General features: G+C 61.2%; 20 protein-coding genes and 3 tRNA genes. 18 read left to right on the top strand and 5 right to left on the bottom strand.

The features are described from left to right. Nucleotides 1-136: 136 nt before the first annotated feature. A complete protein-coding gene (locus IHE39_RS06360) occupies nucleotides 137-631 on the bottom strand; it encodes a YbaK/EbsC family protein (protein ID WP_184774312.1) in 495 nt (164 codons plus the stop codon). A 207-nt stretch (nucleotides 632-838) separates the two neighbouring features. On the opposite strand from IHE39_RS06360, the gene IHE39_RS06365 reads away from it, so the two are divergent. Then, the gene (locus IHE39_RS06365) at nucleotides 839-1,162 is read left to right on the top strand and encodes a BA14K family protein (RefSeq protein WP_184774314.1); all 324 of its coding nucleotides are present in this window, start codon (nucleotides 839-841) and stop codon (nucleotides 1,160-1,162) included. 54 nt (nucleotides 1,163-1,216) lie between these two features. Here the strand turns inward: IHE39_RS06365 and bhcR are convergent, their stop codons facing one another. Beyond that, nucleotides 1,217-2,053 carry an HTH-type transcriptional regulator BhcR gene (gene bhcR / locus IHE39_RS06370; protein ID WP_184774316.1) on the bottom strand — a complete coding sequence of 279 codons (837 nt, stop codon included), beginning with the start codon at nucleotides 2,051-2,053 and terminating at the stop codon, nucleotides 1,217-1,219. A gap of 195 nt (nucleotides 2,054-2,248) precedes the next feature. On the opposite strand from bhcR, the gene gcl reads away from it, so the two are divergent. Genes gcl through IHE39_RS06385 form a run of 3 tightly spaced genes read left to right on the top strand, consistent with a single transcriptional unit; the run spans nucleotide 2,249 to nucleotide 5,800 of the window. Beyond that, entirely contained in the window at nucleotides 2,249-4,030 is a 1,782-nt protein-coding gene (gcl, locus tag IHE39_RS06375; RefSeq protein WP_184774318.1) for a glyoxylate carboligase, read from the top strand. Between the two features lie 18 nt (nucleotides 4,031-4,048). Then, nucleotides 4,049-4,846 carry a 2-oxo-tetronate isomerase gene (gene otnI / locus IHE39_RS06380; protein WP_192565856.1) on the top strand — a complete coding sequence of 266 codons (798 nt, stop codon included), beginning with the start codon at nucleotides 4,049-4,051 and terminating at the stop codon, nucleotides 4,844-4,846. A 36-nt stretch (nucleotides 4,847-4,882) separates the two neighbouring features. Then, nucleotides 4,883-5,800 (top strand): 2-hydroxy-3-oxopropionate reductase, encoded by a 918-nt coding sequence (locus tag IHE39_RS06385; protein WP_192565857.1) that lies wholly within the window; start codon nucleotides 4,883-4,885, stop codon nucleotides 5,798-5,800. 128 nt (nucleotides 5,801-5,928) lie between these two features. On the opposite strand, the gene IHE39_RS06390 is transcribed toward IHE39_RS06385, so the two are convergent. After that, nucleotides 5,929-6,804: a WD40/YVTN/BNR-like repeat-containing protein gene (locus IHE39_RS06390; protein ID WP_192565858.1), complete on the bottom strand. Its 876-nt coding sequence runs from the start codon at nucleotides 6,802-6,804 to the stop codon at nucleotides 5,929-5,931. Nucleotides 6,805-6,920: 116 nt separating this feature from the next. Beyond that, nucleotides 6,921-7,769 (bottom strand): 23S rRNA (guanosine(2251)-2'-O)-methyltransferase RlmB, encoded by an 849-nt coding sequence (gene rlmB, locus IHE39_RS06395; RefSeq protein WP_184774326.1) that lies wholly within the window; start codon nucleotides 7,767-7,769, stop codon nucleotides 6,921-6,923. Nucleotides 7,770-7,967: 198 nt separating this feature from the next. Between rlmB and IHE39_RS06400 the strand changes: the two genes are divergently transcribed. From IHE39_RS06400 to IHE39_RS06430, 7 genes are all read left to right on the top strand, one after another. Beyond that, nucleotides 7,968-8,052 (top strand) — tRNA-Tyr (locus IHE39_RS06400). Nucleotides 8,053-8,172: 120 nt separating this feature from the next. Beyond that, nucleotides 8,173-8,246, top strand: a tRNA-Gly gene (locus tag IHE39_RS06405). Between the two features lie 196 nt (nucleotides 8,247-8,442). Next, on the top strand, nucleotides 8,443-9,618 hold the full coding sequence (tuf, locus tag IHE39_RS06410; RefSeq protein WP_115732107.1) for an elongation factor Tu: 1,176 nt from the start codon (nucleotides 8,443-8,445) through the stop codon (nucleotides 9,616-9,618). Nucleotides 9,619-9,748: 130 nt separating this feature from the next. After that, entirely contained in the window at nucleotides 9,749-11,368 is a 1,620-nt protein-coding gene (locus IHE39_RS06415) for a hypothetical protein (RefSeq protein WP_192565859.1), read from the top strand. 119 nt (nucleotides 11,369-11,487) lie between these two features. Next, a complete protein-coding gene (locus IHE39_RS06420) occupies nucleotides 11,488-11,928 on the top strand; it encodes a group II truncated hemoglobin (RefSeq protein WP_192565860.1) in 441 nt (146 codons plus the stop codon). Nucleotides 11,929-12,008: 80 nt separating this feature from the next. Further along, nucleotides 12,009-12,515: a metal-dependent hydrolase gene (locus IHE39_RS06425; protein WP_192565861.1), complete on the top strand. Its 507-nt coding sequence runs from the start codon at nucleotides 12,009-12,011 to the stop codon at nucleotides 12,513-12,515. 182 nt (nucleotides 12,516-12,697) lie between these two features. After that, nucleotides 12,698-12,773 (top strand) — tRNA-Trp (locus IHE39_RS06430). Nucleotides 12,774-12,794: 21 nt separating this feature from the next. Here IHE39_RS06430 and IHE39_RS06435 read toward each other — a convergent pair. Continuing rightward, nucleotides 12,795-13,007 (bottom strand): hypothetical protein, encoded by a 213-nt coding sequence (locus IHE39_RS06435; RefSeq protein WP_184774694.1) that lies wholly within the window; start codon nucleotides 13,005-13,007, stop codon nucleotides 12,795-12,797. A 69-nt stretch (nucleotides 13,008-13,076) separates the two neighbouring features. Between IHE39_RS06435 and secE the strand changes: the two genes are divergently transcribed. The 7 genes from secE to rpoB all read left to right on the top strand — a co-directional run bounded on the left by secE (nucleotide 13,077) and on the right by rpoB (nucleotide 20,791). Next, a complete protein-coding gene (gene secE, locus IHE39_RS06440; RefSeq protein WP_184774692.1) occupies nucleotides 13,077-13,277 on the top strand; it encodes a preprotein translocase subunit SecE in 201 nt (66 codons plus the stop codon). A 26-nt stretch (nucleotides 13,278-13,303) separates the two neighbouring features. After that, entirely contained in the window at nucleotides 13,304-13,831 is a 528-nt protein-coding gene (gene nusG / locus IHE39_RS06445) for a transcription termination/antitermination protein NusG (RefSeq protein WP_115732114.1), read from the top strand. Between the two features lie 155 nt (nucleotides 13,832-13,986). After that, complete coding sequence (gene rplK, locus IHE39_RS06450; protein ID WP_055973823.1) at nucleotides 13,987-14,415, top strand: 50S ribosomal protein L11; 429 nt, start codon at nucleotides 13,987-13,989, stop codon at nucleotides 14,413-14,415. Nucleotides 14,416-14,419: 4 nt separating this feature from the next. After that, nucleotides 14,420-15,118, top strand: a complete 699-nt coding sequence (gene rplA, locus IHE39_RS06455; protein WP_184774690.1) for a 50S ribosomal protein L1 — start codon at nucleotides 14,420-14,422, stop codon at nucleotides 15,116-15,118. A gap of 388 nt (nucleotides 15,119-15,506) precedes the next feature. After that, a complete protein-coding gene (gene rplJ, locus IHE39_RS06460; RefSeq protein WP_184774688.1) occupies nucleotides 15,507-16,025 on the top strand; it encodes a 50S ribosomal protein L10 in 519 nt (172 codons plus the stop codon). 54 nt (nucleotides 16,026-16,079) lie between these two features. Next, on the top strand, nucleotides 16,080-16,454 hold the full coding sequence (gene rplL / locus IHE39_RS06465; RefSeq protein ID WP_184774686.1) for a 50S ribosomal protein L7/L12: 375 nt from the start codon (nucleotides 16,080-16,082) through the stop codon (nucleotides 16,452-16,454). A 203-nt stretch (nucleotides 16,455-16,657) separates the two neighbouring features. Beyond that, nucleotides 16,658-20,791 (top strand): DNA-directed RNA polymerase subunit beta, encoded by a 4,134-nt coding sequence (gene rpoB / locus IHE39_RS06470; protein ID WP_184774684.1) that lies wholly within the window; start codon nucleotides 16,658-16,660, stop codon nucleotides 20,789-20,791. The last annotated feature ends 58 nt before the right edge of the window (nucleotides 20,792-20,849 follow it).

Genomic DNA, 20,849 nt, shown 5'->3' on the forward strand with positions numbered 1-20,849 from the left:
TTCGCGTGCAATATGCTCGAAAGACCAGTCCTCATCCCCAAACAACTGATAGAGCACCGCGATCAGTTCGACTTCTGGCGGGATGCTTTGCCATAGGGGACGCTAAGCTGGATGCCCAATGGGGCGCCAGCTATTTCTATTCAGCCGCTTCCGCGTCCGTCTTGCCAATGGCGGCTTGGCATATGTCGCACCATTCCGCGCCGACGAGAGCTGCCATCCGTTCAACCCCGATTCGCACTGCGGCGTTGGTGGCACCTGCTGCCGGCACGACTTCGTCATAGGCGCGCAGCGACACGTCGCAATAGATCTTGAGCGGCGTTGCAAGGCCGAAGGGGCAGACGCCGCCGACGGGATGGCTGGTCAGTTCGGCCACCTGTTCGACGTCGAGCATGCGTGGCTTGGCGCCGAAGGCATCGCGGCTTTTGCGGTTGTCGATGCGTGCATCGCCGCGCGCGACAACCAGGATCACCCGCTCGCCGACACGCATGCAGATGGTCTTGGCGATCTGGGCGGGCTCGACGCCGTGCGCCTCGGCGGCGAGCGCCACCGTTGCCGAGCTTGACGTTGTCTCGATGACGTCGATGTCAGGGGCGTGTTCGGCGAAGAAGGCTTTGACTGATTGCAGGCTCATAATCGTTCCAGCGATGGTCATTGCGATGAGACTTTTGACTTCAGCCGCTGTCAAGCCGCTGTCAAGCGCAGGCGCTGGCACACGCGGAACGGCCTATTGAACCTCCGATGAGAATTTTCTCCAGTGGCGTGAACCTTTTGGAGGCTGGCCGCGACTGACTGGTATGAGGCGGATGGACGCCTCCCAGATCAACCGAAGGAGAGCACCATGTCTTTCAAGAGCAAGATGATTTCGGGCCTTATCGCAGCAACCGTTGTCGCAACCGGCCTCATCGGCACCGTCCAGCAGTCTTCTGCCAGCGGCCTGACCAGGGCAGAGGCTGCAGCGCTTGCCGGTGCCGGTGGCTTCATTGCTGGCGCAATCATCGCCGGCGGTCATCGCCCGGCGCCCGCACCTTACTATGACGCCTATTACCCGGCCGATCCCTATGACAGCCATGTCCAGCGCTGCTTCGCCCGCTACCGCAGCTATGATCCGCGTACCGACACCTATGTCGGCTATGACGGCCGCCTGCGCTACTGTCGCCTGTAGTCCGAACGAAACCACCAAGTGGGAGAGGGGGAAACCCTTCTCCCACTTGCATTTTCAGAGGCCAGGCAAAGTGCCGTCAGGCGAGCCACCGATCATCCTCGTCAGTTCAGCTGCGGCATCCCTGACGATCGGGCCGATTTCGCCGAGCCTTTCAGGTGTCACGCGCACCGTCGGTCCGGAAACCGAAACGCCGCCAATGGGTTCGCCGAATTCGTTGAATACGGCGGCGGCAATGCAGCGCATGCCGGGGTAGCGTTCTTCATCGTCGACAGACCAGCCGCGGTTGCGGATCTGCTCGAGGTCGCGGGCAAGCAGCGCCGGTTCCGACAGCGTTCTTTCCGTGTAGACGTCAAGGCCTGCCTTGCGGACGATGGCGTTGACCCGCTCGCGGTCGAGATGGGCAAGCACTGCCTTGCCAATGCCCGATGCATGGAAGGGGCTGCGTGTGCCCGGCCGGAAGAAGGCCCGGATTGCCTGATGTGTCTCGACCTGGCTGACGAAGACCACGCAATCGTCCTCGGCGACACCGAGATTGGCCGTCTCTCCGGTTTTCTCCATCAACTCCTGCATCACCGTCCTGGCGCGGTCGACGAGCTTGCGTCGCCGCAGGAAGGCAGCGCCCATGCGATAGGTTTCGACGCCGATCGACCACAGCTGTCCATCAGGATCGAACTCGACCATGCCGTGGTTCTGCAAGGTGGTAAGCATGCGGTAGGCGGTTGCGGCGGCAAGCTCGGAGGCGGCCGAAATCTCGCTCAGCGACAGGCCGTCGCTATGCGCGACAATGGCGAGGATGCGCAGTGCCCGGTCGAGCGACTGTACCGAACCAGCGTCGGGTGCGGGTTGGAATGCGCGAGGCCGCCCCCGCTGCCGTTTTTCCATTGTTGCCATGCCATCGCTCCAGATTGCTTTTAAAAAACTTTTTCATCCATATTGGGCGCCGCTGCAACGAAAAATGAAAAGCATCATAAAATCAGTTGCTAAGCGTGCATGGCAACTAATGAAAAAATATTTTGAAAAAATTGCAAAATGCGATCCGAGGTGACACGATCTGCCCAACATTAGTTTCCAGTTGGAGGTAAGATCATGGCCAGGATGCGCGCTGTCGATGCAGCGGTCCTCGTTCTCGAGAAGGAAGGCATTTCGTGTGCTTTCGGTGTGCCGGGTGCGGCCATCAACCCGCTCTACTCAGCTTTGAAGGCACGCGGTTCGATCCGTCACGTGCTTGCCCGCCACGTCGAGGGCGCATCGCACATGGCCGAGGGTTACACTCGCACCAAGGCCGGCAACATCGGCCTATGCATCGGTACATCAGGCCCGGCCGGCACCGACATGATCACCGGGCTGTATTCGGCATCGGCCGACTCGATCCCGATCCTGTGCATCACTGGCCAGGCGCCGCGCGCCCGCCTGAACAAGGAGGACTTCCAGGCCGTCGACATCGCGGCGATCGCAGCCCCCGTCACCAAGTGGGCCGTCACCGTCATGGAGCCATATCTGGTTCCGATGACGCTGCAGAAGGCGTTCCACTTGATGCGCTCGGGCCGTCCCGGGCCGGTGCTTGTCGATCTGCCGGTCGACGTCCAGCTTGCCGAGATTGAGTTCGACATCGACGCTTATGAGCCGCTCGCGGTCCACAAGCCGGCAATGACGCGCGCCCAGGCTGAAAAGGCACTGGCGATGCTCAACGAGGCGGAGAAGCCGCTGATCGTTGCCGGCGGTGGCATCATCAATGCCGATGCCTCGGACCTGCTCATCGAATTCGCCGAAATAACAGGTGTTCCCGTCATCCCGACCCTGATGGGTTGGGGCTCGATCCCCGATGACCATCGCCTGATGGCCGGCATGTGCGGCCTGCAGACCTCGCACCGCTACGGCAATGCGACCATGCTGGCCTCGGACTTCGTTCTCGGCGTCGGCAACCGCTGGGCCAATCGCCACACCGGCTCGGTCGACAAATACACGGCAGGCCGTAAATTCATCCACATCGACATCGAACCGACCCAGATCGGCCGCGTCTTTGCGCCCGATCTCGGCGTGACCTCGGATGCCGGTGCGGCGCTGAAGATGCTGCTCGACGTCGCCACCGAGTGGAAGACGGCAGGCAAGCTGCGCGACTGGTCCGGCTGGGCCAAGGAGTGCCAGGCCCGCAAGAAGACGATGAAGCGCAAGACGCACTTCGAGCAGGTTCCGCTCAAGCCGCAGCGCGTCTATGAGGAGATGAACAAGGCGTTCGGCCGTGACACCACCTATGTCACCACCATCGGCCTGTCGCAGATCGCCGGCGCTCAGTTCCTGCACGTCTACAAGCCGCGCAACTGGATCAATTGCGGCCAGGCCGGCCCGCTCGGCTGGACGTTGCCGGCAGCGCTTGGTGTTCGTGCCGCCGATCCGGATCGCGACATCGTTGCTCTTTCGGGCGACTATGACTTCCAGTTCATGATCGAGGAACTGGCGGTCGGCGCCCAGCACAAGCTGCCCTACATCCACGTCGTCGTGAACAACGCCTATCTTGGCCTGATCCGCCAGGCGCAGCGCGGCTTCACCATGGATTTCGAAGTCAGCCTGTCGTTCGAAAACATCAATCGAACCGGTGACCCGGAAGCGGGTTATGGTGTCGACCATGTCGCGGTTGCCGAGGCCATGGGCTGCAAGGCGGTTCGAGTTCGCAAGCCGGAGGAGTTTGCCGCTGCCTTCAAGCAGGCCAAGCAGCTCATGAAGGAGCATCAGGTGCCGGTCGTCCTCGAGTTCATTCTCGAGCGCGTCACCAATATCTCCATGGGCGTCGAGATCGACAACGTCGTCGAGTTCGAAGAGCTTGCCGAAAGCAACGAAGACGCGCCCACCGCAATCATGCTGCTCGACTGATTTTCCGAGGAAACACCAATGCCAAAGTTCTCAGCCAATCTTTCGATGCTTTTTGGCGAGCATGACTTTCTCGACCGCTTCGATGCCGCTGCCCGTGCTGGCTTCAAGGGTGTCGAGTACATCGCGCCCTACGACCATGCCCCCGATGCCGTCGCCGCGCGCCTCAAGAAGAACGGCCTGACCCAAGCCCTCTTCAACCTGCCGCCCGGTGACTGGGCGGCAGGCGAGCGCGGCATCGCGGTGCTGCCCGATCGCATCCACGAGTTTCGCCAGGGCGTCGCCAAGGCGATTACCTATGCCCATGCGCTTGGCTGCGAGCAGGTCAATTGCCTGGCCGGCATCGCGCCTGCCGGCAACGCCCGTGACGTGCTGGAAAACGTGTTGGTCGAGAATCTCGCCTTCGCTGCGGAGAAGCTCAAGACTGCCGGCATCCGCCTGCTGATCGAGCCGATCAACACCCGCGACATTCCAGGCTTCTTCCTGACCAACACCAAGCAGGCGCTTGGCATCATCGACAGGGTCGGCTCTGACAATCTCTACCTGCAGTACGACATCTACCACATGCAGGTCATGGAGGGCGATCTAGCCCGCACCATCGAGGCCAACCTCAACCGCATCGCGCATGTGCAACTGGCGGACAATCCCGGGCGTCACGAGCCCGGAACGGGCGAGATCAACTACCCGTTCCTCTACGAGCACCTCGACCGCATCGGCTACACCGGATGGGTCGGCGCCGAATACAAGCCCAAGGCCGGTACGGTCGAAGGCCTTGGATGGTTCGCGGGTTTTGCCGACAAGGGCAGCGCCGCCGCCTGAGCGCGCGCCCACCTCTGGAATTGAAGGAACATTGAAATGGAAAAGATCGGATTTGTCGGCCTGGGCATCATGGGCGCGCCGATGGCGGGTCACCTGCTCGACGCTGGATACGAGGTTGTCGCCAGCGACCATCGCGGCGCGCTGCCCGCGGAACTCGTGGGCAAGGGGTTGAAGTCTGTCGCCGGACATCAGGCACTGGCAAAGGCTTGTGACATCATCATCCTGATGGTGCCCGACACGCCGCAGGTGGCTGACGTTCTCTTTGGCGACAATAGCGTTGCGTCAGGGCTTTCCAAGGGAAAGCTCGTGATCGACATGAGCTCGATCTCGCCGATCGAGACCAAGGTGTTCGCCAGCAAGATCAATGGACTGGGCTGCGACTATCTCGATGCGCCGGTGTCGGGCGGCGAGGTCGGGGCCAAGGCGGCTTCGTTGACGATCATGGTCGGTGGCGAGGAAAAGCCATTCGAGCGCGCTCGCCCGGTGTTCGAGAAGATGGGCAAGAACATTACGCTCGTCGGCCCTAATGGCGTCGGCCAGACCACCAAGGTCGCCAACCAGATCGTCGTCGCTCTCACCATCGAGGCGGTCGCCGAAGCACTGGTGTTTGCCTCCAAGGCAGGTGCCGATCCAGCCAAGGTCCGTCAGGCGCTGATGGGCGGCCTGGCCGCTTCGCGCATCCTCGAGGTGCATGGAGAGCGGATGTACAAGCGCACCTTCGCGCCAGGCTTCCGCATCGAACTGCACCAGAAGGACCTCAACCTCGCGCTGCAGGGCGCCAAGGCGCTCGGCGTTTCCTTGCCCAACACCTCGATGACCCAGGAGTTGTTCAACTCCTGTGCCGCTAATGGCGGGGCCAAGGAAGACCACTCGGCGCTGGTGCGCGCGCTGGAGCGCATGGCCAATTTCGAGGTCGGCGTCGACGTGGCTGAAACAAAGGGCAAGGCGGCATAGGCAGGGAAGGGCGCGGCGGAAGTTCCCAACGCCGCAGCTTTCTCATCACTGTCGATGAACGGGCTCCTGCGCCAGCGCAGCGAGCCCGTTCAACGTTAGGCTAGCGTCGTGCGGGTCAGTCGTGCAGATCAATTGCCGCCAAGCACCGTCCAGTTGGCGCCGCCATCGTTGGATACGACGATGGCACTGGTGCCTGTGACGGCGACCATCCTCGCGGGCGCCAGGCGATCCAGCGCCAGGTGAAGAATGTAGCCTGCCGGATCAGGTCCTTCGGCCAGCTTCTCGAAGGCCGGATTCGCTTCCGTCGCCCGTAACAGCCCACGCCCCGGCACAAAGGCATAGATGGTGCCGTCGGAGGTCAATTCCACCGTGGTGACCGCTACGCCAGTCAGAATGGGTGGCAGCCAGCTTCCGGCGCCGTCATGGCTCACCATCAACCCGTCTTCGGTTGCGGCATAGACGATGTCAGGGTCTGACGACGAGACGGCAAGGTCGATCAGCTTGGCCGGTGCTGCGCCTGCGATCGCCCAACTCTTGCCGCCATCGCGGCTGCTCTGGATCGCGCCATATGCGCCGTAGAGCACGTCGGGGTTCGAGGGGCTGACCGCAAGTTGGTGGAAATCGACAGGACCATCGACGCCGGGCGCGATCTTGGCCCAGCTCTTTCCCGAATCCGTCGACTTGATGAAGCCGAGATTGCCGCCGCCCTGGGGATGGCCGCTGGCGAACAATATCTCGGAATCGGTCGGATGAGACGTGAAACCCATGAAGTCGTCGCGGCTGTCTGAAACCGGCGCCACGCTGCCGTCAGGCGCTGCTTTCATCAGCCCGTGATGGGTGGCGATCAGGACGGTGGAAGGGTCGGCACGGTCAAAGGCGAGCCCGTGGATGTGCGTCTTGCCCGTGAGTTCGGCCACGCTGGTTGCTTGCGCGAATGCAGCGGAGACAGCAACGAGCGCAATGCTGGCTGAGAAGAGGGCGAAAAGCGTGAGCTGGCGCGTCATGACAAGGTTCCGTTGTGCCGAAAGGCTACGGCTTCCGTCAGGTGGAAGGTCAAGAGGCGCGACGTTGTTTTCGTTGCAGTGCAGGGTGGCTGGCCCTATCGGCCAGCCAGGGAGCGTTAGCGCAGGAATTTCCGCGCCGCATACAGCGATACAGCCGCTGCATTCGACACGTTGAGCGAGTGGATCGCACCCGGCATGTCGAGGCGTGCCAGTGCCGTCACCGTCTCGCGCGTCTTCTGGCGCAGGCCCTTGCCTTCGGCGCCGAGCACCAGTGCGACCTTGTCGCCGGCAAAGGTCTTTTCAAGTTCCGCCGGGCCCTCCGAATCAAGACCGATGGTCTGGAAGCCCGCCTCGTGCAGCTCGCCGAGCGCGTCGGAGAGGTTGCGCACCTCGATCATGTCGATGTGTTCGAGCGCACCTGATGCCGATTTGGCCAGCACGCCGCTTTCGTGCGGGCTGTGGCGCTGCGTGGTGACGAGCGCGCCGGCGCCGAAAGCCACGGCTGAGCGGATGATCGCACCGACATTATGCGGGTCGGTTACCTGGTCTAGCACCAGAATCAGTGGCGAATCGCCGAGCGCCGACAGTGCCTTGGCCTTCAGCGGCTCGGCCTCGATCAACACGCCCTGGTGAACGGCGTCGGTGCCGGTGATCTTGTCGATGTCTTTGGGCTCGACCATCTCGGTGGCAAAGGCCAGGGCGCCGATGTCGGCGATCTCCAGTCGCTCAAGCGCATTGCGGGTGACCCACATCTGGCGGATCTTGCGCCGTGGATTGTCGAGTGCTGCGCGCACCGTATGCAGGCCATAAAGCCGCACCAGGCCGTCGGGCGCGTTCTCACCCGGAGGCAAATGGCGCTTGGGTCGGAATTCAGGCGCACCGCCGCTTTTCTGGTCGCGAAAGGTCCGCCTCAGCTTGGCGTAGTGGCTGTCTTTGGGCGTTCCGGGCTTTTTGGTATCGTTCATGCGCCTGCTATAGCGGCCCCACCTGGCTTTGGATACCGCCCGTTGCCAGGCGCTTTGAATAATCCGCATGAAAACGCACGCTGTCCGGTTGACAGGCCAAATCCTTGTCGCCATAAGCCCACGCAGATTTCGGGGCAGGGCGCTTCGCCCAGAACCGGGATCGAAAAAGCCTCGTAGCATGGCTCCGGCAAAGCAGTTGGAGGAGTGCCCGAGTGGTTAAAGGGGACGGACTGTAAATCCGTTAGCTCAGCTTACGTTGGTTCGAATCCAACCTCCTCCACCACTGCCGGCCCGGAAGCCATAACGCTGGCCTCGAAAGGTGATTTCATCTTTCAGAGGTCTGTGTGACAAGGTAGATACCAGAGCGTGCTTCGCTCCTGATAAGGCGCGCGGCGCTCAGGGCGCGGGTATAGCTCAATGGTAGAGCAGCAGCCTTCCAAGCTGAATACGCGGGTTCGATTCCCGCTACCCGCTCCAAGGCTTTTCTCCGAGGCAAGAAGCCTTTTATTTGCATCCCTTTGCCCCCATATGTGCGTCCAGCACTGAAAGAGCAGCACAGCTTTTGGCCTCGACGTGGTCGTTTGGGCAAAAGGCGCTTGTCTTTTTCGGCCTTTATCGGTAATCGCCCCGCATCCGACCGGAACCAAGGTCCCGATGCTCAAGGAAAGAGACAATGGCAAAAGGTAAATTCGAGCGTAATAAGCCTCATGTGAACATCGGCACGATTGGTCACGTTGACCACGGCAAGACGTCGCTGACGGCGGCGATCACGAAGTATTTCGGCGAGTTCAAGGCCTACGACCAGATCGACGCAGCGCCTGAAGAAAAGGCCCGCGGCATCACCATTTCGACGGCGCACGTCGAATACGAGACGCCGGCCCGCCACTACGCCCACGTCGACTGCCCCGGCCACGCCGACTATGTGAAGAACATGATCACCGGTGCTGCCCAGATGGACGGCGCGATCCTGGTCGTGTCGGCTGCCGACGGCCCGATGCCGCAGACCCGCGAGCACATCCTGCTTGCCCGTCAGGTCGGCGTTCCGGCCCTGGTGGTGTTCCTCAACAAGGTCGACCTAGTCGACGACGCCGAACTGCTCGAACTGGTCGAGCTCGAAGTTCGCGAGCTGCTGTCGAAGTACGAATATCCGGGCGACGACATTCCGATGATCAAGGGTTCGGCTGTTGCTGCGCTCAACGATTCGGACAAGAAGATCGGTGAAGACGCGATCCGCGAGCTGATGGCTGCCGTCGACGCCTACATCCCGACGCCTGAGCGTCCGATCGACCGTCCGTTCCTGATGCCGATCGAAGACGTGTTCTCGATCTCGGGTCGCGGCACTGTGGTCACCGGTCGCGTCGAGCGCGGCATCGTCAAGGTTGGCGAAGAAGTCGAGATCGTCGGCATCAAGGCAACCTCAAAGACGACGGTCACCGGCGTTGAAATGTTCCGCAAGCTGCTCGATCAGGGCCAGGCTGGCGACAACATCGGCGCGCTGATCCGTGGCGTTGGCCGTGAAGACGTCGAGCGCGGCCAGGTGCTGTGCAAGCCGGGTTCGGTCAAGCCGCACAAGAAGTTCGTGGCTGAAGCCTACATCCTGACCAAGGAAGAGGGTGGCCGTCACACGCCGTTCTTCACCAACTACCGTCCGCAGTTCTACTTCCGCACGACGGACGTGACCGGCATCGTGTCGCTGCCGGAAGGCACCGAGATGGTCATGCCCGGCGACAACATCACCGTCGACGTCGAGCTGATCGTGCCGATCGCCATGGAAGAGAAGCTCCGCTTCGCTATCCGTGAAGGTGGCCGTACCGTCGGCGCCGGCATCGTCGCTTCGATCAAAGAATAATCGACGCTTCGGCGTCGAGTGCATCAAGGGCGTCCTCCGGGGCGCCCTTTTTTGTTTGCGCGATACGTTGCAAGTCCCCGTTCCGACAGTACTATCGCGCTGGGTAGCGGCTGGTTTGGGGGAATCCGCCATGGGCAAGGGTGCGCGGACGGTCTGGCAGGCCCTTGTCCTGTCTTTTGCTCTTGTCATTGCTGCCGCGTTGTTGCTTCCCGCCTCGGCGGAGGCTGCCAAGAGCAAACCTCCGGAGAATGACGGTCCACCCATGCGCTTCGTCGTGGTGCGCAGCTCCTCGCTGGGATGTGAGCCCTTGTGTCCGGAATGGATTTCAGCCGAGGGCGCGATCACGCCGGCGACGCCTGCCGCGTTCAAGAAGTTTCTCAAGAAGCTCGGCGACAAGCGGCTGCCGGTCATCGTGACGTCGCCCGGCGGCCGGGTCGAGGCAGCCTTGGAGTTGGGCCGCATCCTGCGTGCCCGAAAACTCGACATCGGCGTCGGGCTGACGCGCTTTGTCGAATGCGCCCCTGAGCAGAAGGGTTGCCAGCTCGATCCGGCCAGAAGGGGTATCTATCGGGGCGCGCTGTACTCGGCTGGAGCCTATTGTGCTTCCGCCTGTTCGATGATGTTCGCCGGCGGCGTGCGCAGGCACGTCGGGCAATGGGCCTATATGGGAGTCCATCAGGTGACGTCTTACGTGACGCAGCAGAAGATCACCTATCGCGAGACCTATCGGGTCGTCAAAGGCAAGAGAAAGACCCTGAGCCGCAAGGTCGTCCGGCGCAAGACGGTGGGTAGCTACACCACCACCAAGATGGGAAAGGCGTTCAACGCCAGGATGGTGGCCTATCTCAAGGAGATGGGGGTCAAGCAGACAATGTACGATGTCGGGCAAAGCACGCCCGTCTCCGAGATGCGCCAGCTGACACCCGTCGAGATGCTCAATATGAACCTGATAACCAGCCTAGATGCGACCGACGTCCTGGTCAGCATCGAGGTCTGCAAGAGCGCCACTCCTGCCGGCAATTGCTCCCTGGCGCCTGACATCAAGCCGCAGCCGGGCTCATATCCCAAGCATGTCGTGCCCGAAGATGGCGGCATGTGGTTCGTGGTCGTTCGCTCCAGCGAAGCTGGTTGCGAACCGAATTGTCCCGAATGGATTTCGGCTGAAGGCGACATTGATGCCAAAGCGCTGTCGCGGCTTGAGGCGACGCTCAAGGCGCTGGGCGGGCGAAAGCTTCCCTTGGTGGTGTCCTCCAGAGGCGGTGACGTCGAGACGGCGATGGCAATGGGCAGGATGATCCGTAAGGCGCGTTTGGACGTTGCTGTTGGGGGCACGATATTTGGCGGCTGCCGGCCGCGCGATGAGGGCTGCAAGGCTCCAGCCAAGTCGCCGTTATTCGGCAATGCAGTTTCTTACGAAGGGCTGTGCTTGAACGATTGCACCCTTCTGCTGGCGGCGGGTAAGACGAGGCTGGTTGGCTATGGTGCTCGATTTGGCTGGTATCTGAGAGCCAAGCCGCCCGCATCCGTACTTGCGGCGTATCTTGACGAAATGGGGGTGCAAGCTCATTCGTTCGACGACGCCGCCCCCATCAAGGTCGTCTATACCGATCAGACAAGGCTCAAGGCGGCTGGCCTTCTGACCCGGAATGGTTCGGTGGATCTGCTGATAGATGGCGGTGTTTGCCGGCTGATCCCCATTCCCGCCAATTGCAGGCTGGCCATTCAAGGTGAGTTTGCGCGGAAACAGTAAGGCGTTCCCGCGCCCAACCGCCGTTTCATCGCCAGCACCAGGCCAAGGCTTGGCAATTGCAGGCTTCCATGCCGTGGTCGCGCTCCCCATATGCCATTCAACGCGAATGGAGGAAGACGATGCAAAAAGACGTGCCGACATTGTTCGACTGGGCTGGCGGAGCTGCGGCGCTCAATCGGCTGACGGAGGTGTTTTACGACAAGGTTCTCGCGGATCCGCTGCTCGAGCCGGTATTCCGCAACATGTCCGCTGATCATCCCGCACATGTCGCTGCATTCATTGGCGAAGTGTTCGGCGGGCCGAAGGACTACAGCGAGATCCATGGCGGCCATCCCGCCATGATCAGCCACCACCTCAACAAACATCTCGACGCCGCTGATGAGGTGAAGCTGCCCGACGATCCCGAATTCCGTTCGGCGTTCGTCGCCTATCTCGAATGGGGCACACGCCTGGCCAAGCTGAACTCGCAGGACGGTGCCGCGCCCGCACTGCACGAGCCGATGCCCCGCTGGGGCTGGGGTGTTCCGGGCGGGCCTTACGTGCCGCCGGCCAAATCTTGACCTGAAGCCTGGACCTCGATGCCCCGGCCCTAAGGCCGCCGCAATGTCGCGGGACGTGTCCGTGGAACAGGAAGCGTTGCATGCTGATCGCGCATTTGCCGGCCGGTTTCGTCTTGGGAACGCTGGTCCGGGACCTGGGACGTGGTGCCCGCACGATCATGCCGGCTGCACTCCTGGGCAGCGTCGCCCCCGATCTCGACATGTTCTACTTCTATCTGATCGACGGCCAGCAGACGCACCACCACAGCTACTTCACGCACTGGCCGCTGTTTTGGACCGGGCTTGGCGTTGTCGCACTGCCACTTGTCAAATGGTTATGGCCGCAGCTCTTTGCGGCTGCCATGGTCTTCTTCACCGCCGTCATGACCCACATGGTGCTCGATTCGATCGCTACCCCGATGCAGTGGCTGATGCCTTTCAGTGACGTCACGGTAGAGCTTGTCACCATACCGGCCCGATATTCGCACTGGGTACTGAGCTTCATCCTGCACTGGACCTTCGCGCTTGAGCTTGTCATTTGCGCCTGGGCGGCGTTGCTGGCCGTCAGGCAGCTGAGGCAACGCAAGCTGCGCGAAAGCCGCGCTTGAGACCCTGCACATTGAGCGCCGTCAGGTGCAGGCAACGAGCCAAAGTGCGTCACTAGGCAGGCGAGGGCGCCTGACCAAAATTCCGCCTGTGAATGTTCGCAACATCACGCATTGCGCTCTTTACAGACGCCGTGGAAATCCTTAGGAAGCCCGTGCTGCGCAGATGATGCGCGGCGAGATGCACGGGCATAGCTCAGTTGGTAGAGCGGCGGTCTCCAAAACCGCAGGTCGTAGGTTCGAGCCCTGCTGCCCGTGCCAGTCTTGCCAGAATTCGCTAATTCAGGCATAAGGACTTCTATAGCCGGAACGGAACGACTGGATGGTTCCGACGCGGCGTTTAAACGTAAAGCTTGTTCCTGCCACTTGCGTGGAGAGAGAATCGGTTTTATGTAAGCGAAACAGACACGCGGCGCGTGGAGCTGGGGATCCGGCTTTACGCGTCCGAATTGCATGGGCGAAATGTTGCGCTGATTCGGCGTCGATATCGTTCATGTGATGGCATCTCCCGGTCACGGGATCATCCAGAAGTCCGGTCAACGGACGTTGAGAGCAGAGCGGCACATGGCGAAAACCACGAACCCCTTCACCTTTCTGCAGCAGGTAAGGTCGGAAACGGCGAAGGTGACGTGGCCATCACGGCGCGAGACGATGATCTCCACGGTCATGGTTCTTGGCTTTGCGATTATTGCGATGATTTTCTTTTTTGCCGCTGACCAGCTGATGGCATTCGCCGTCGAGCAGATCTTGGGCATTGGCCGCTAAGGCTGCGAATACGGAGAATTCCTGAGATGACTGCGCGCTGGTATATCGTCCACGCCTATTCGAACTTCGAAAAGAAGGTCGCCGAGGACATTGAGCACAAGGCCAAGCAGAAGGGCCTGAGCGAGCAGATCGAGCAGATCGTTGTTCCGACCGAGAAGGTTGTTGAGGTTCGCCGCGGCCGCAAGGTCGATGCTGAGCGCAAGTTCTTCCCGGGCTATGTGTTGCTGAAGGCCCATTTGACCGACGCCGTCTTCTCGCTCGTGAAGAACACGCCGAAGGTCACTGGTTTCCTTGGTGATTCCAAGCCGGTGCCGATCACGGAAGCTGAGGCCCAGCGCATCCTGAACCAGGTCCAGGAGGGCGTCGAGCGTCCCAAGCCGTCCGTCACGTTCGAGATCGGTGAAGCGGTTCGCGTTTCCGACGGTCCGTTCGCGTCGTTCAACGGCTTCGTCCAGGAAGTGGACGAGGAGCGGGCGCGCCTCAAGGTGGAAGTGTCGATCTTCGGGCGCGCTGTGCCTGTCGATCTCGAATTCGGTCAGGTCGAAAAGGGCTGATCGAGACGCCCGTCACCGGTTTCGGTGGTGGGCAGTGCCGGGCGCAGGCCTGGCGCAAGCATGGTGGGAGAAGAGGCAGCTTAGCCGGTTGTCTTTTTCGCACCACCAAACTGCAACCGCCGGGTCATCCGGCATAAAACGAAAGCAGGAAAGAGATGGCTAAGAAAGTTGCGGGCCAGCTCAAGCTCCAGGTTTCCGCGGGTTCGGCGACGCCGTCGCCCCCGATCGGTCCGGCGCTTGGTCAGCGTGGCATCAACATCATGGAGTTCTGCAAGGCGTTCAACGCGCAGACCCAGGAGCTCGAGAAGGGGTCCCCGATCCCGGTCGTGATCACCTATTACCAGGACAAGTCGTTCACCTTCGTCATGAAGACGCCGCCGGTGGCCTACTTCCTGAAGAAGGCTGCCAACCTCAAGTCGGGTTCCAAGGAGCCGGGCAAGATCAAGGCTGGCGAGATCAGCAGCGCCAAGGTGCGCGAGATCGCCGAAGTCAAGATGAAGGACTTGAACGCGAACGACATCGAAGCCGCCATCAAGATGGTCGAAGGCTCGGCTCGTTCGATGGGCCTGGAAGTGGTGGGCTGAGATCATGGCTAAGATTGCAAAGCGCGTTTCCAAGTCCCGCGAAGGCATCGACGTGAACAAGGCTTACGGCCTTGGCGAAGCGATCGAGCTTTTGAAGGCTCGCTCGTCGGTCAAGTTCGACGAGACCATCGAAGTCGCCATGAACCTCGGCGTCGACCCGCGCCACGCTGACCAGATGGTCCGCGGCGTGGTCAATCTGCCGAACGGCACGGGCCGCACGGTCCGCGTGGCGGTGTTCGCACGTGATGCAAAGGCTGACGAAGCCCGCGCCGCCGGCGCTGACATCGTTGGTGCCGAAGATCTCGTCGATATCGTCCAGAAGGGCCAGATCGACTTCGATCGCTGCATTGCCACTCCCGACATGATGCCGCTGGTCGGTCGTCTCGGTAAGGTGCTCGGCCCGCGCGGCATGATGCCGAACCCGAAGGTCGGCACCGTGACCACCGACATCGCCGGAGCCGTCAAGGCTTCGAAGGGCGGCGCCGTTGAGTTCCGCGTCGAGAAGGCAGGCATCATCCACGCTGGCGTCGGCAAGGTCTCCTTCGACGTCAAGGCGCTGGAAGAAAACGTCCGCGCCTTTGCTGACGCGGTCAACAAGGCCAAGCCGGCAGGCGCCAAGGGCGTCTACGTCAAGAAGGTGTCCGTCACCTCGACGATGGGCCCAGGCCTCAAGGTCGACCTCGGCACGCTCGCAGCGTCCTGATGATTTGAATTGGGATCGGCCGGCAACGGCTGGATCCTGAGAAGTATTCCGGGCCTCCGGGCCCGGATTTTCGGAAGCTGGAAACAGCTTTCGAAAATCCTGTCCGAGATTGCAGGCGGTCCAGGCGACCCTTGGTCCTTAATTCGAATGGGCCTGCATGAGACGGGTGAAGACCAGACAAAGGAGCCTTTGCTCCAATGAAAGGTTCGAACCGTGTTTGCCTTTTGTCTGCGCATCGCGCCGGGCCACAAGCCCGTCAGGTGTGGCGAAAGGGGGCAGGATCCTCGAGCGCCGTTCGGGTGATCTGGAATTTCTGGATTGGCCGCCCGGCAAAAGGCAACCCGACCGCACATCCCGCAAATGGGAAGCGGTCAACTGGAGATAGGCAGTGGACAGAGCGGAAAAACGCGAACTCGTCACGGGCCTGAATGACGCGTTCTCGAACGCAGGTTCAGTGGTCGTGGCCCACTATGCCGGTATCACCGTCGCGCAAATGAACGATCTTCGCGTGAAGATGCGTCAGGCCGGCGGCACCGTCAAAGTCGCGAAGAACCGTCTCGCCAAAATCGCTCTTCAGGGCACGGAATCCGAAAGCATCATCGATCTGTTCAAGGGACAGACGCTGGTTGCCTATTCGGAGGATCCGATTGCAGCGCCGAAGGTCGCGTCCGACTTCGCCAAGACCAATGACAAGCTTGTCATCCTTGGTGGTTCGATGGGCACGACCTCGCTCAACGCCGACGGAGTCAAGGCTTTGGCCGCGCTCCCGTCGCTCGACGAGCTGCGTGCAAGGCTGGTTGGCATGATCGCCACCCCGGCTACCCGGATCGCCCAGATCGTCAATGCGCCGGCGGCTTCGGTCGCGCGCGTCATTGGCGCTTATGCCCGGAAGGACGAGGCGGCATGAGGCCGTTCCTCGCTATCATCAACACACGTTCGAACTGATTGAAGGAATAGAAAAATGGCTGATCTCGCAAAGATCGTTGACGACCTGTCGGCCCTGACCGTCCTCGAGGCGGCTGAGCTGTCGAAGCTCCTCGAAGAGAAGTGGGGCGTTTCGGCTGCAGCTCCTGTGGCTGTTGCTGCTGCTGGCGGCGGCGCTGCTGCTGCTCCGGCTGAAGAGAAGACCGAGTTCGATGTCATCCTGGCAGCTGCCGGCGACAAGAAGATCGAAGTCATCAAGGAAGTCCGCGCCATCACCGGCCTGGGCCTCAAGGAAGCCAAGGACCTCGTCGAAGGCGCTCCGAAGCCGGTCAAGGAAGGCGTTTCCAAGGCCGACGCAGAGAAGCTCAAGGCTCAGCTGGAAGCAGCTGGCGCCAAGATCGAGCTTAAGTAAGCACGGTTTCGGTGGGCAGCTTAACGGCCGCCCACCGGCTCCCGTGACCCGGGGGATTGTGGGGAACCTATTTCCTGATGGCCGCAAGCGGCTTTCAGGAAACGGGTTTTCGCCCGTTTTGGATAGGCCGCCGCCGAGGCGGCGCGAAAATGCAAGGTGAGCATTAGCGACGCTCACCCCAAGAAAGGCAGCAAGGAGCGACGATGGCCCAGATCCAGACTTTCAATGGCCGCAGACGCGTACGCAAGTTCTTCGGAAAGATCCCGGAAGTTGCGGAGATGCCGAACCTCATCGAGGTTCAAAAGGCATCCTACGATCAGTTCCTGATGGTGGACGAGCCCAAGGGCGGCCGTCCCGATGAAGGACTGCAGGCCGTTTTCAAGTCGGTCTTCCCGATCTCTGACTTCTCCGGCGCGTCGATGCTGGAATTCGTCAAGTATGAGTTCGAAGCACCGAAATTCGACGTCGACGAGTGCCGTCAGCGCGATCTGACCTTTGCTGCGCCGCTCAAGGTGACGCTGCGCCTCATCGTGTTCGATATTGACGAGGATACCGGCGCGAAGTCTATCAAGGACATCAAGGAGCAGGACGTCTATATGGGCGACATGCCGCTCATGACGTCCAACGGCACCTTCATCGTCAACGGCACCGAGCGCGTCATCGTCTCGCAGATGCACCGTTCGCCGGGCGTCTTCTTCGATCACGACAAGGGCAAGTCGCACTCTTCGGGCAAGCTTCTGTTTGCCGCGCGCGTCATCCCTTATCGCGGTTCCTGGCTCGACATCGAATTCGACTCCAAGGACATCGTCCACGCCCGTATCGACCGCCGCCGCAAGATCCCGGTGACGTCGCTGCTGATGGCGCTCGGCATGGACGGCGAAGAGATCCTGTCGACCTTCTACAACAAGATCACCTACAAGAAGTCGGGCGATCACTGGCGCATCCCGTTCTCGGTCGACCGTTTCCGCGGCCTTAAGGCTGTCGGCGACCTGGTTGATGCCGACACCGGCGAAGTCGTCGTCGAAGGCGGCAAGAAGATTACTGCTCGCCAGGCCAAGCAGCTTGCCGAGAAGGGCCTCAAGGCGATCAAGGCGACCGAAGACGATCTGTTCGGCAGCTACCTCGCTGAGGACATCGTCAACTACGCCACCGGCGAGATTTTCCTCGAAGCCGGCGACGAGATCGACGAAAAGACCCTGAAGGTCCTGCTTGCCGCTGGCGAGGAAGAGATCAAGATCCTCGACATCGATCACATCAATGTCGGCGGCTACATTCGCAACACGCTGACCGTCGATAAGAACGAGAGCCGCCAGGACGCGCTGTTCGACATCTACCGCGTCATGCGTCCGGGCGAGCCGCCCACCATCGACACCGCCGAAGCGATGTTCAACTCGCTGTTCTTCGATAGCGAGCGCTACGACCTGTCGGCCGTCGGCCGCGTCAAGATGAACATGCGTCTCGAGCTCGACGCTGAAGACACCGTCCGTGTCCTGCGCAAGGATGACATCCTTGCCGTGGTCAAGACGCTTGTCGAACTGCGCGACGGCAAGGGCGAAATCGACGACATCGACAACCTCGGCAACCGCCGTGTCCGTTCGGTCGGCGAGCTGATGGAAAATCAGTACCGCGTCGGTCTGCTCCGCATGGAGCGCGCGATCAAGGAACGTATGTCCTCGATCGAGATCGACACGGTCATGCCGCAGGACCTGATCAACGCCAAGCCGGCGGCAGCCGCCGTGCGCGAGTTCTTCGGTTCCTCGCAGCTGTCGCAGTTCATGGACCAGACCAACCCGCTCAGCGAAATCACCCACAAGCGTCGTCTTTCGGCGCTTGGACCCGGTGGTCTGACCCGTGAGCGCGCTGGCTTCGAAGTCCGCGACGTGCACCCAACCCACTACGGCCGTATCTGCCCGATTGAGACGCCGGAAGGCCCGAATATCGGTCTGATCAACTCGCTGGCTACCTTCGCACGCGTCAACAAGTACGGCTTCATCGAGAGCCCGTACCGCAAGATCGTCGACGGCACGCTGACCAACGAGGTTGTCTACCTGTCGGCTATGGAAGAGGCCAAGCACTTCGTTGCCCAGGCCAATGCCGAGCTCGACAAGGATGGCCACTTCGTCGACGAGTTCGTCATTTGCCGTAACGCCGGCGAAGTGATGATGGCGCCGCGCGAAAACGTCGACCTTATGGACGTTTCGCCCAAGCAGATGGTGTCAGTCGCAGCCGCGCTGATCCCGTTCCTGGAAAACGACGACGCCAACCGCGCTCTGATGGGCTCGAACATGCAGCGTCAGGCTGTGCCGCTGGTGCGTGCCGAGGCTCCGTTCGTCGGTACCGGCATGGAACCGATCGTTGCCCGTGACTCTGGTGCAGCCATCGGCGCTCGCCGCGGCGGTATCGTCGACCAGGTCGACGCGACCCGTATCGTTATCCGTGCGACCGAAGACCTCGATCCGGGTAAGTCTGGCGTCGACATCTACCGTCTGATGAAGTTCCAGCGTTCGAACCAGAACACCTGCATCAACCAGCGTCCGCTGGTTCGCATGGGTGACCGGGTCAACAAGGGCGACATCATCGCTGACGGTCCGTCGACCGAGCTTGGCGATCTGGCTCTCGGCCGTAACGTGCTCGTCGCGTTCATGCCGTGGAACGGCTACAACTACGAGGACTCGATCCTGCTCTCCGAGCGCATCGTGGCCGATGACGTTTTCACCTCGATCCACATCGAGGAATTCGAGGTCATGGCGCGCGATACGAAGCTCGGGCCTGAGGAAATTACCCGCGACATTCCGAACGTTTCGGAAGAAGCGCTGAAGAACCTCGACGAAGCCGGTATCGTCTACATCGGTGCGGAAGTTGCACCGGGCGACATCCTGGTCGGCAAGATCACGCCGAAGGGCGAAAGCCCGATGACGCCGGAAGAGAAGCTTCTGCGCGCCATCTTCGGTGAAAAGGCGTCCGACGTCCGTGACACCTCCATGCGCATGCCGCCCGGAACCTTCGGCACAGTCGTCGAAGTTCGCGTCTTCAACCGCCACGGCGTGGAGAAGGACGAACGCGCCATGGCGATCGAGCGCGAGGAAATCGAGCGTCTCGCCAAGGACCGTGACGACGAGCAGGCGATCCTCGATCGCAACGTCTACAGCCGCTTGAGCGACATGCTCGTCGGCAAGGACGCGATCGCTGGACCGAAGGGCTTCAAGAAGGGCTCGACCGTCGCCAAGGAGACGCTGGACGACTATCCGCGTTCGCAGTGGTGGCAGTTCGCCGTCGAAGACGAGAAGATGCAGGGCGAGCTCGAAGCTCTCCGCGGCCAGTACGACGACTCCAAGAAGCAGCTCGAGCAGCGCTTCATGGACAAGGTCGAAAAGGTGCAGCGCGGCGACGAGATGCCGCCCGGCGTGATGAAGATGGTCAAGGTCTTCGTTGCGGTGAAGCGCAAGATGCAGCCCGGCGACAAGATGGCCGGCCGTCACGGCAACAAGGGTGTCGTGTCGCGTATCGTTCCGGTCGAGGACATGCCGTTCCTCGAAGATGGCACGCATGCTGACATCGTGCTCAACCCGCTCGGCGTGCCTTCGCGCATGAATGTCGGCCAGATTCTGGAAACGCATCTGGGCTGGGCATGCGCAGGCATGGGCAAGAAGATCGGGGAGTTGATCGAAGCGTACAAGTCTGGTGGCGATATCAAGCCGCTGCGCGAGACGCTCGAGAGCTTCATTCCGGCCAACGACCGCAACGAGCCGGTCCGTGATTATGACGACGAAAGCATCGTTCGCCTCAGCGAGCAGATGAAGCGTGGCGTCTCGATCGCGACCCCGGTGTTCGACGGTGCGCATGAAGCCGACATCAACATCATGTTGGAGCAGGCGGGTCTTCACACCTCCGGTCAGTCGCAGTTGTACGATGGCCGTACGGGTGAGCCGTTCGACCGCAAGGTGACCATGGGCTACATCTACATGCTCAAGCTTCACCACCTGGTCGACGACAAGATCCACGCTCGTTCGATCGGACCGTACTCGCTCGTGACCCAGCAGCCGCTGGGCGGCAAGGCGCAGTTCGGTGGCCAGCGCTTCGGTGAGATGGAGGTCTGGGCACTCGAAGCCTACGGTGCCGCCTACACGCTGCAGGAAATGCTGACCGTGAAGTCGGACGACGTGGCCGGCCGTACCAAGGTCTACGAGGCGATCGTGCGCGGTGACGACACGTTCGAAGCGGGCATCCCGGAGAGCTTCAACGTTCTCGTCAAGGAAATGCGTTCGCTGGGCCTCAATGTCGAGCTTGAGAACACCAAGGTCGACGAAAACCACCGGCTGCCAAACGCTGCCGAGTAAGCACTAAAGGCGCGCCGCGGGATTTTCCCGCGGCGTCGCCGCTGAGCACGATCCCCAG

The sequence above is a fragment of the Aminobacter carboxidus genome, assembly GCF_014863355.1.
GTDB lineage: Bacteria > Pseudomonadota > Alphaproteobacteria > Rhizobiales > Rhizobiaceae > Aminobacter > Aminobacter carboxidus.

What these genes read in the sequence shown, in the direction of transcription:
- rpoB (WP_184774684.1), top strand. Translation starts at nt 16,658, where the DNA reads ATGGCCCAGATCCAGACTTTCAATGGCCGCAGACGCGTACGCAAGTTC.
- IHE39_RS06425 (WP_192565861.1), top strand. Translation starts at nt 12,009, where the DNA reads ATGCTGATCGCGCATTTGCCGGCCGGTTTCGTCTTGGGAACGCTGGTC.
- IHE39_RS06365 (WP_184774314.1), top strand. Translation starts at nt 839, where the DNA reads ATGTCTTTCAAGAGCAAGATGATTTCGGGCCTTATCGCAGCAACCGTT.
- IHE39_RS06360 (WP_184774312.1), bottom strand. Translation starts at nt 631, where the DNA reads ATGAGCCTGCAATCAGTCAAAGCCTTCTTCGCCGAACACGCCCCTGAC.
- IHE39_RS06385 (WP_192565857.1), top strand. Translation starts at nt 4,883, where the DNA reads ATGGAAAAGATCGGATTTGTCGGCCTGGGCATCATGGGCGCGCCGATG.
- tuf (WP_115732107.1), top strand. Translation starts at nt 8,443, where the DNA reads ATGGCAAAAGGTAAATTCGAGCGTAATAAGCCTCATGTGAACATCGGC.
- rplK (WP_055973823.1), top strand. Translation starts at nt 13,987, where the DNA reads ATGGCTAAGAAAGTTGCGGGCCAGCTCAAGCTCCAGGTTTCCGCGGGT.
- rplL (WP_184774686.1), top strand. Translation starts at nt 16,080, where the DNA reads ATGGCTGATCTCGCAAAGATCGTTGACGACCTGTCGGCCCTGACCGTC.
- rplA (WP_184774690.1), top strand. Translation starts at nt 14,420, where the DNA reads ATGGCTAAGATTGCAAAGCGCGTTTCCAAGTCCCGCGAAGGCATCGAC.
- IHE39_RS06420 (WP_192565860.1), top strand. Translation starts at nt 11,488, where the DNA reads ATGCAAAAAGACGTGCCGACATTGTTCGACTGGGCTGGCGGAGCTGCG.
- gcl (WP_184774318.1), top strand. Translation starts at nt 2,249, where the DNA reads ATGGCCAGGATGCGCGCTGTCGATGCAGCGGTCCTCGTTCTCGAGAAG.
- IHE39_RS06435 (WP_184774694.1), bottom strand. Translation starts at nt 13,007, where the DNA reads ATGAACGATATCGACGCCGAATCAGCGCAACATTTCGCCCATGCAATT.
- bhcR (WP_184774316.1), bottom strand. Translation starts at nt 2,053, where the DNA reads ATGGCAACAATGGAAAAACGGCAGCGGGGGCGGCCTCGCGCATTCCAA.
- otnI (WP_192565856.1), top strand. Translation starts at nt 4,049, where the DNA reads ATGCCAAAGTTCTCAGCCAATCTTTCGATGCTTTTTGGCGAGCATGAC.
- IHE39_RS06415 (WP_192565859.1), top strand. Translation starts at nt 9,749, where the DNA reads ATGGGCAAGGGTGCGCGGACGGTCTGGCAGGCCCTTGTCCTGTCTTTT.
- rlmB (WP_184774326.1), bottom strand. Translation starts at nt 7,769, where the DNA reads ATGAACGATACCAAAAAGCCCGGAACGCCCAAAGACAGCCACTACGCC.
- nusG (WP_115732114.1), top strand. Translation starts at nt 13,304, where the DNA reads ATGACTGCGCGCTGGTATATCGTCCACGCCTATTCGAACTTCGAAAAG.
- IHE39_RS06390 (WP_192565858.1), bottom strand. Translation starts at nt 6,804, where the DNA reads ATGACGCGCCAGCTCACGCTTTTCGCCCTCTTCTCAGCCAGCATTGCG.
- secE (WP_184774692.1), top strand. Translation starts at nt 13,077, where the DNA reads ATGGCGAAAACCACGAACCCCTTCACCTTTCTGCAGCAGGTAAGGTCG.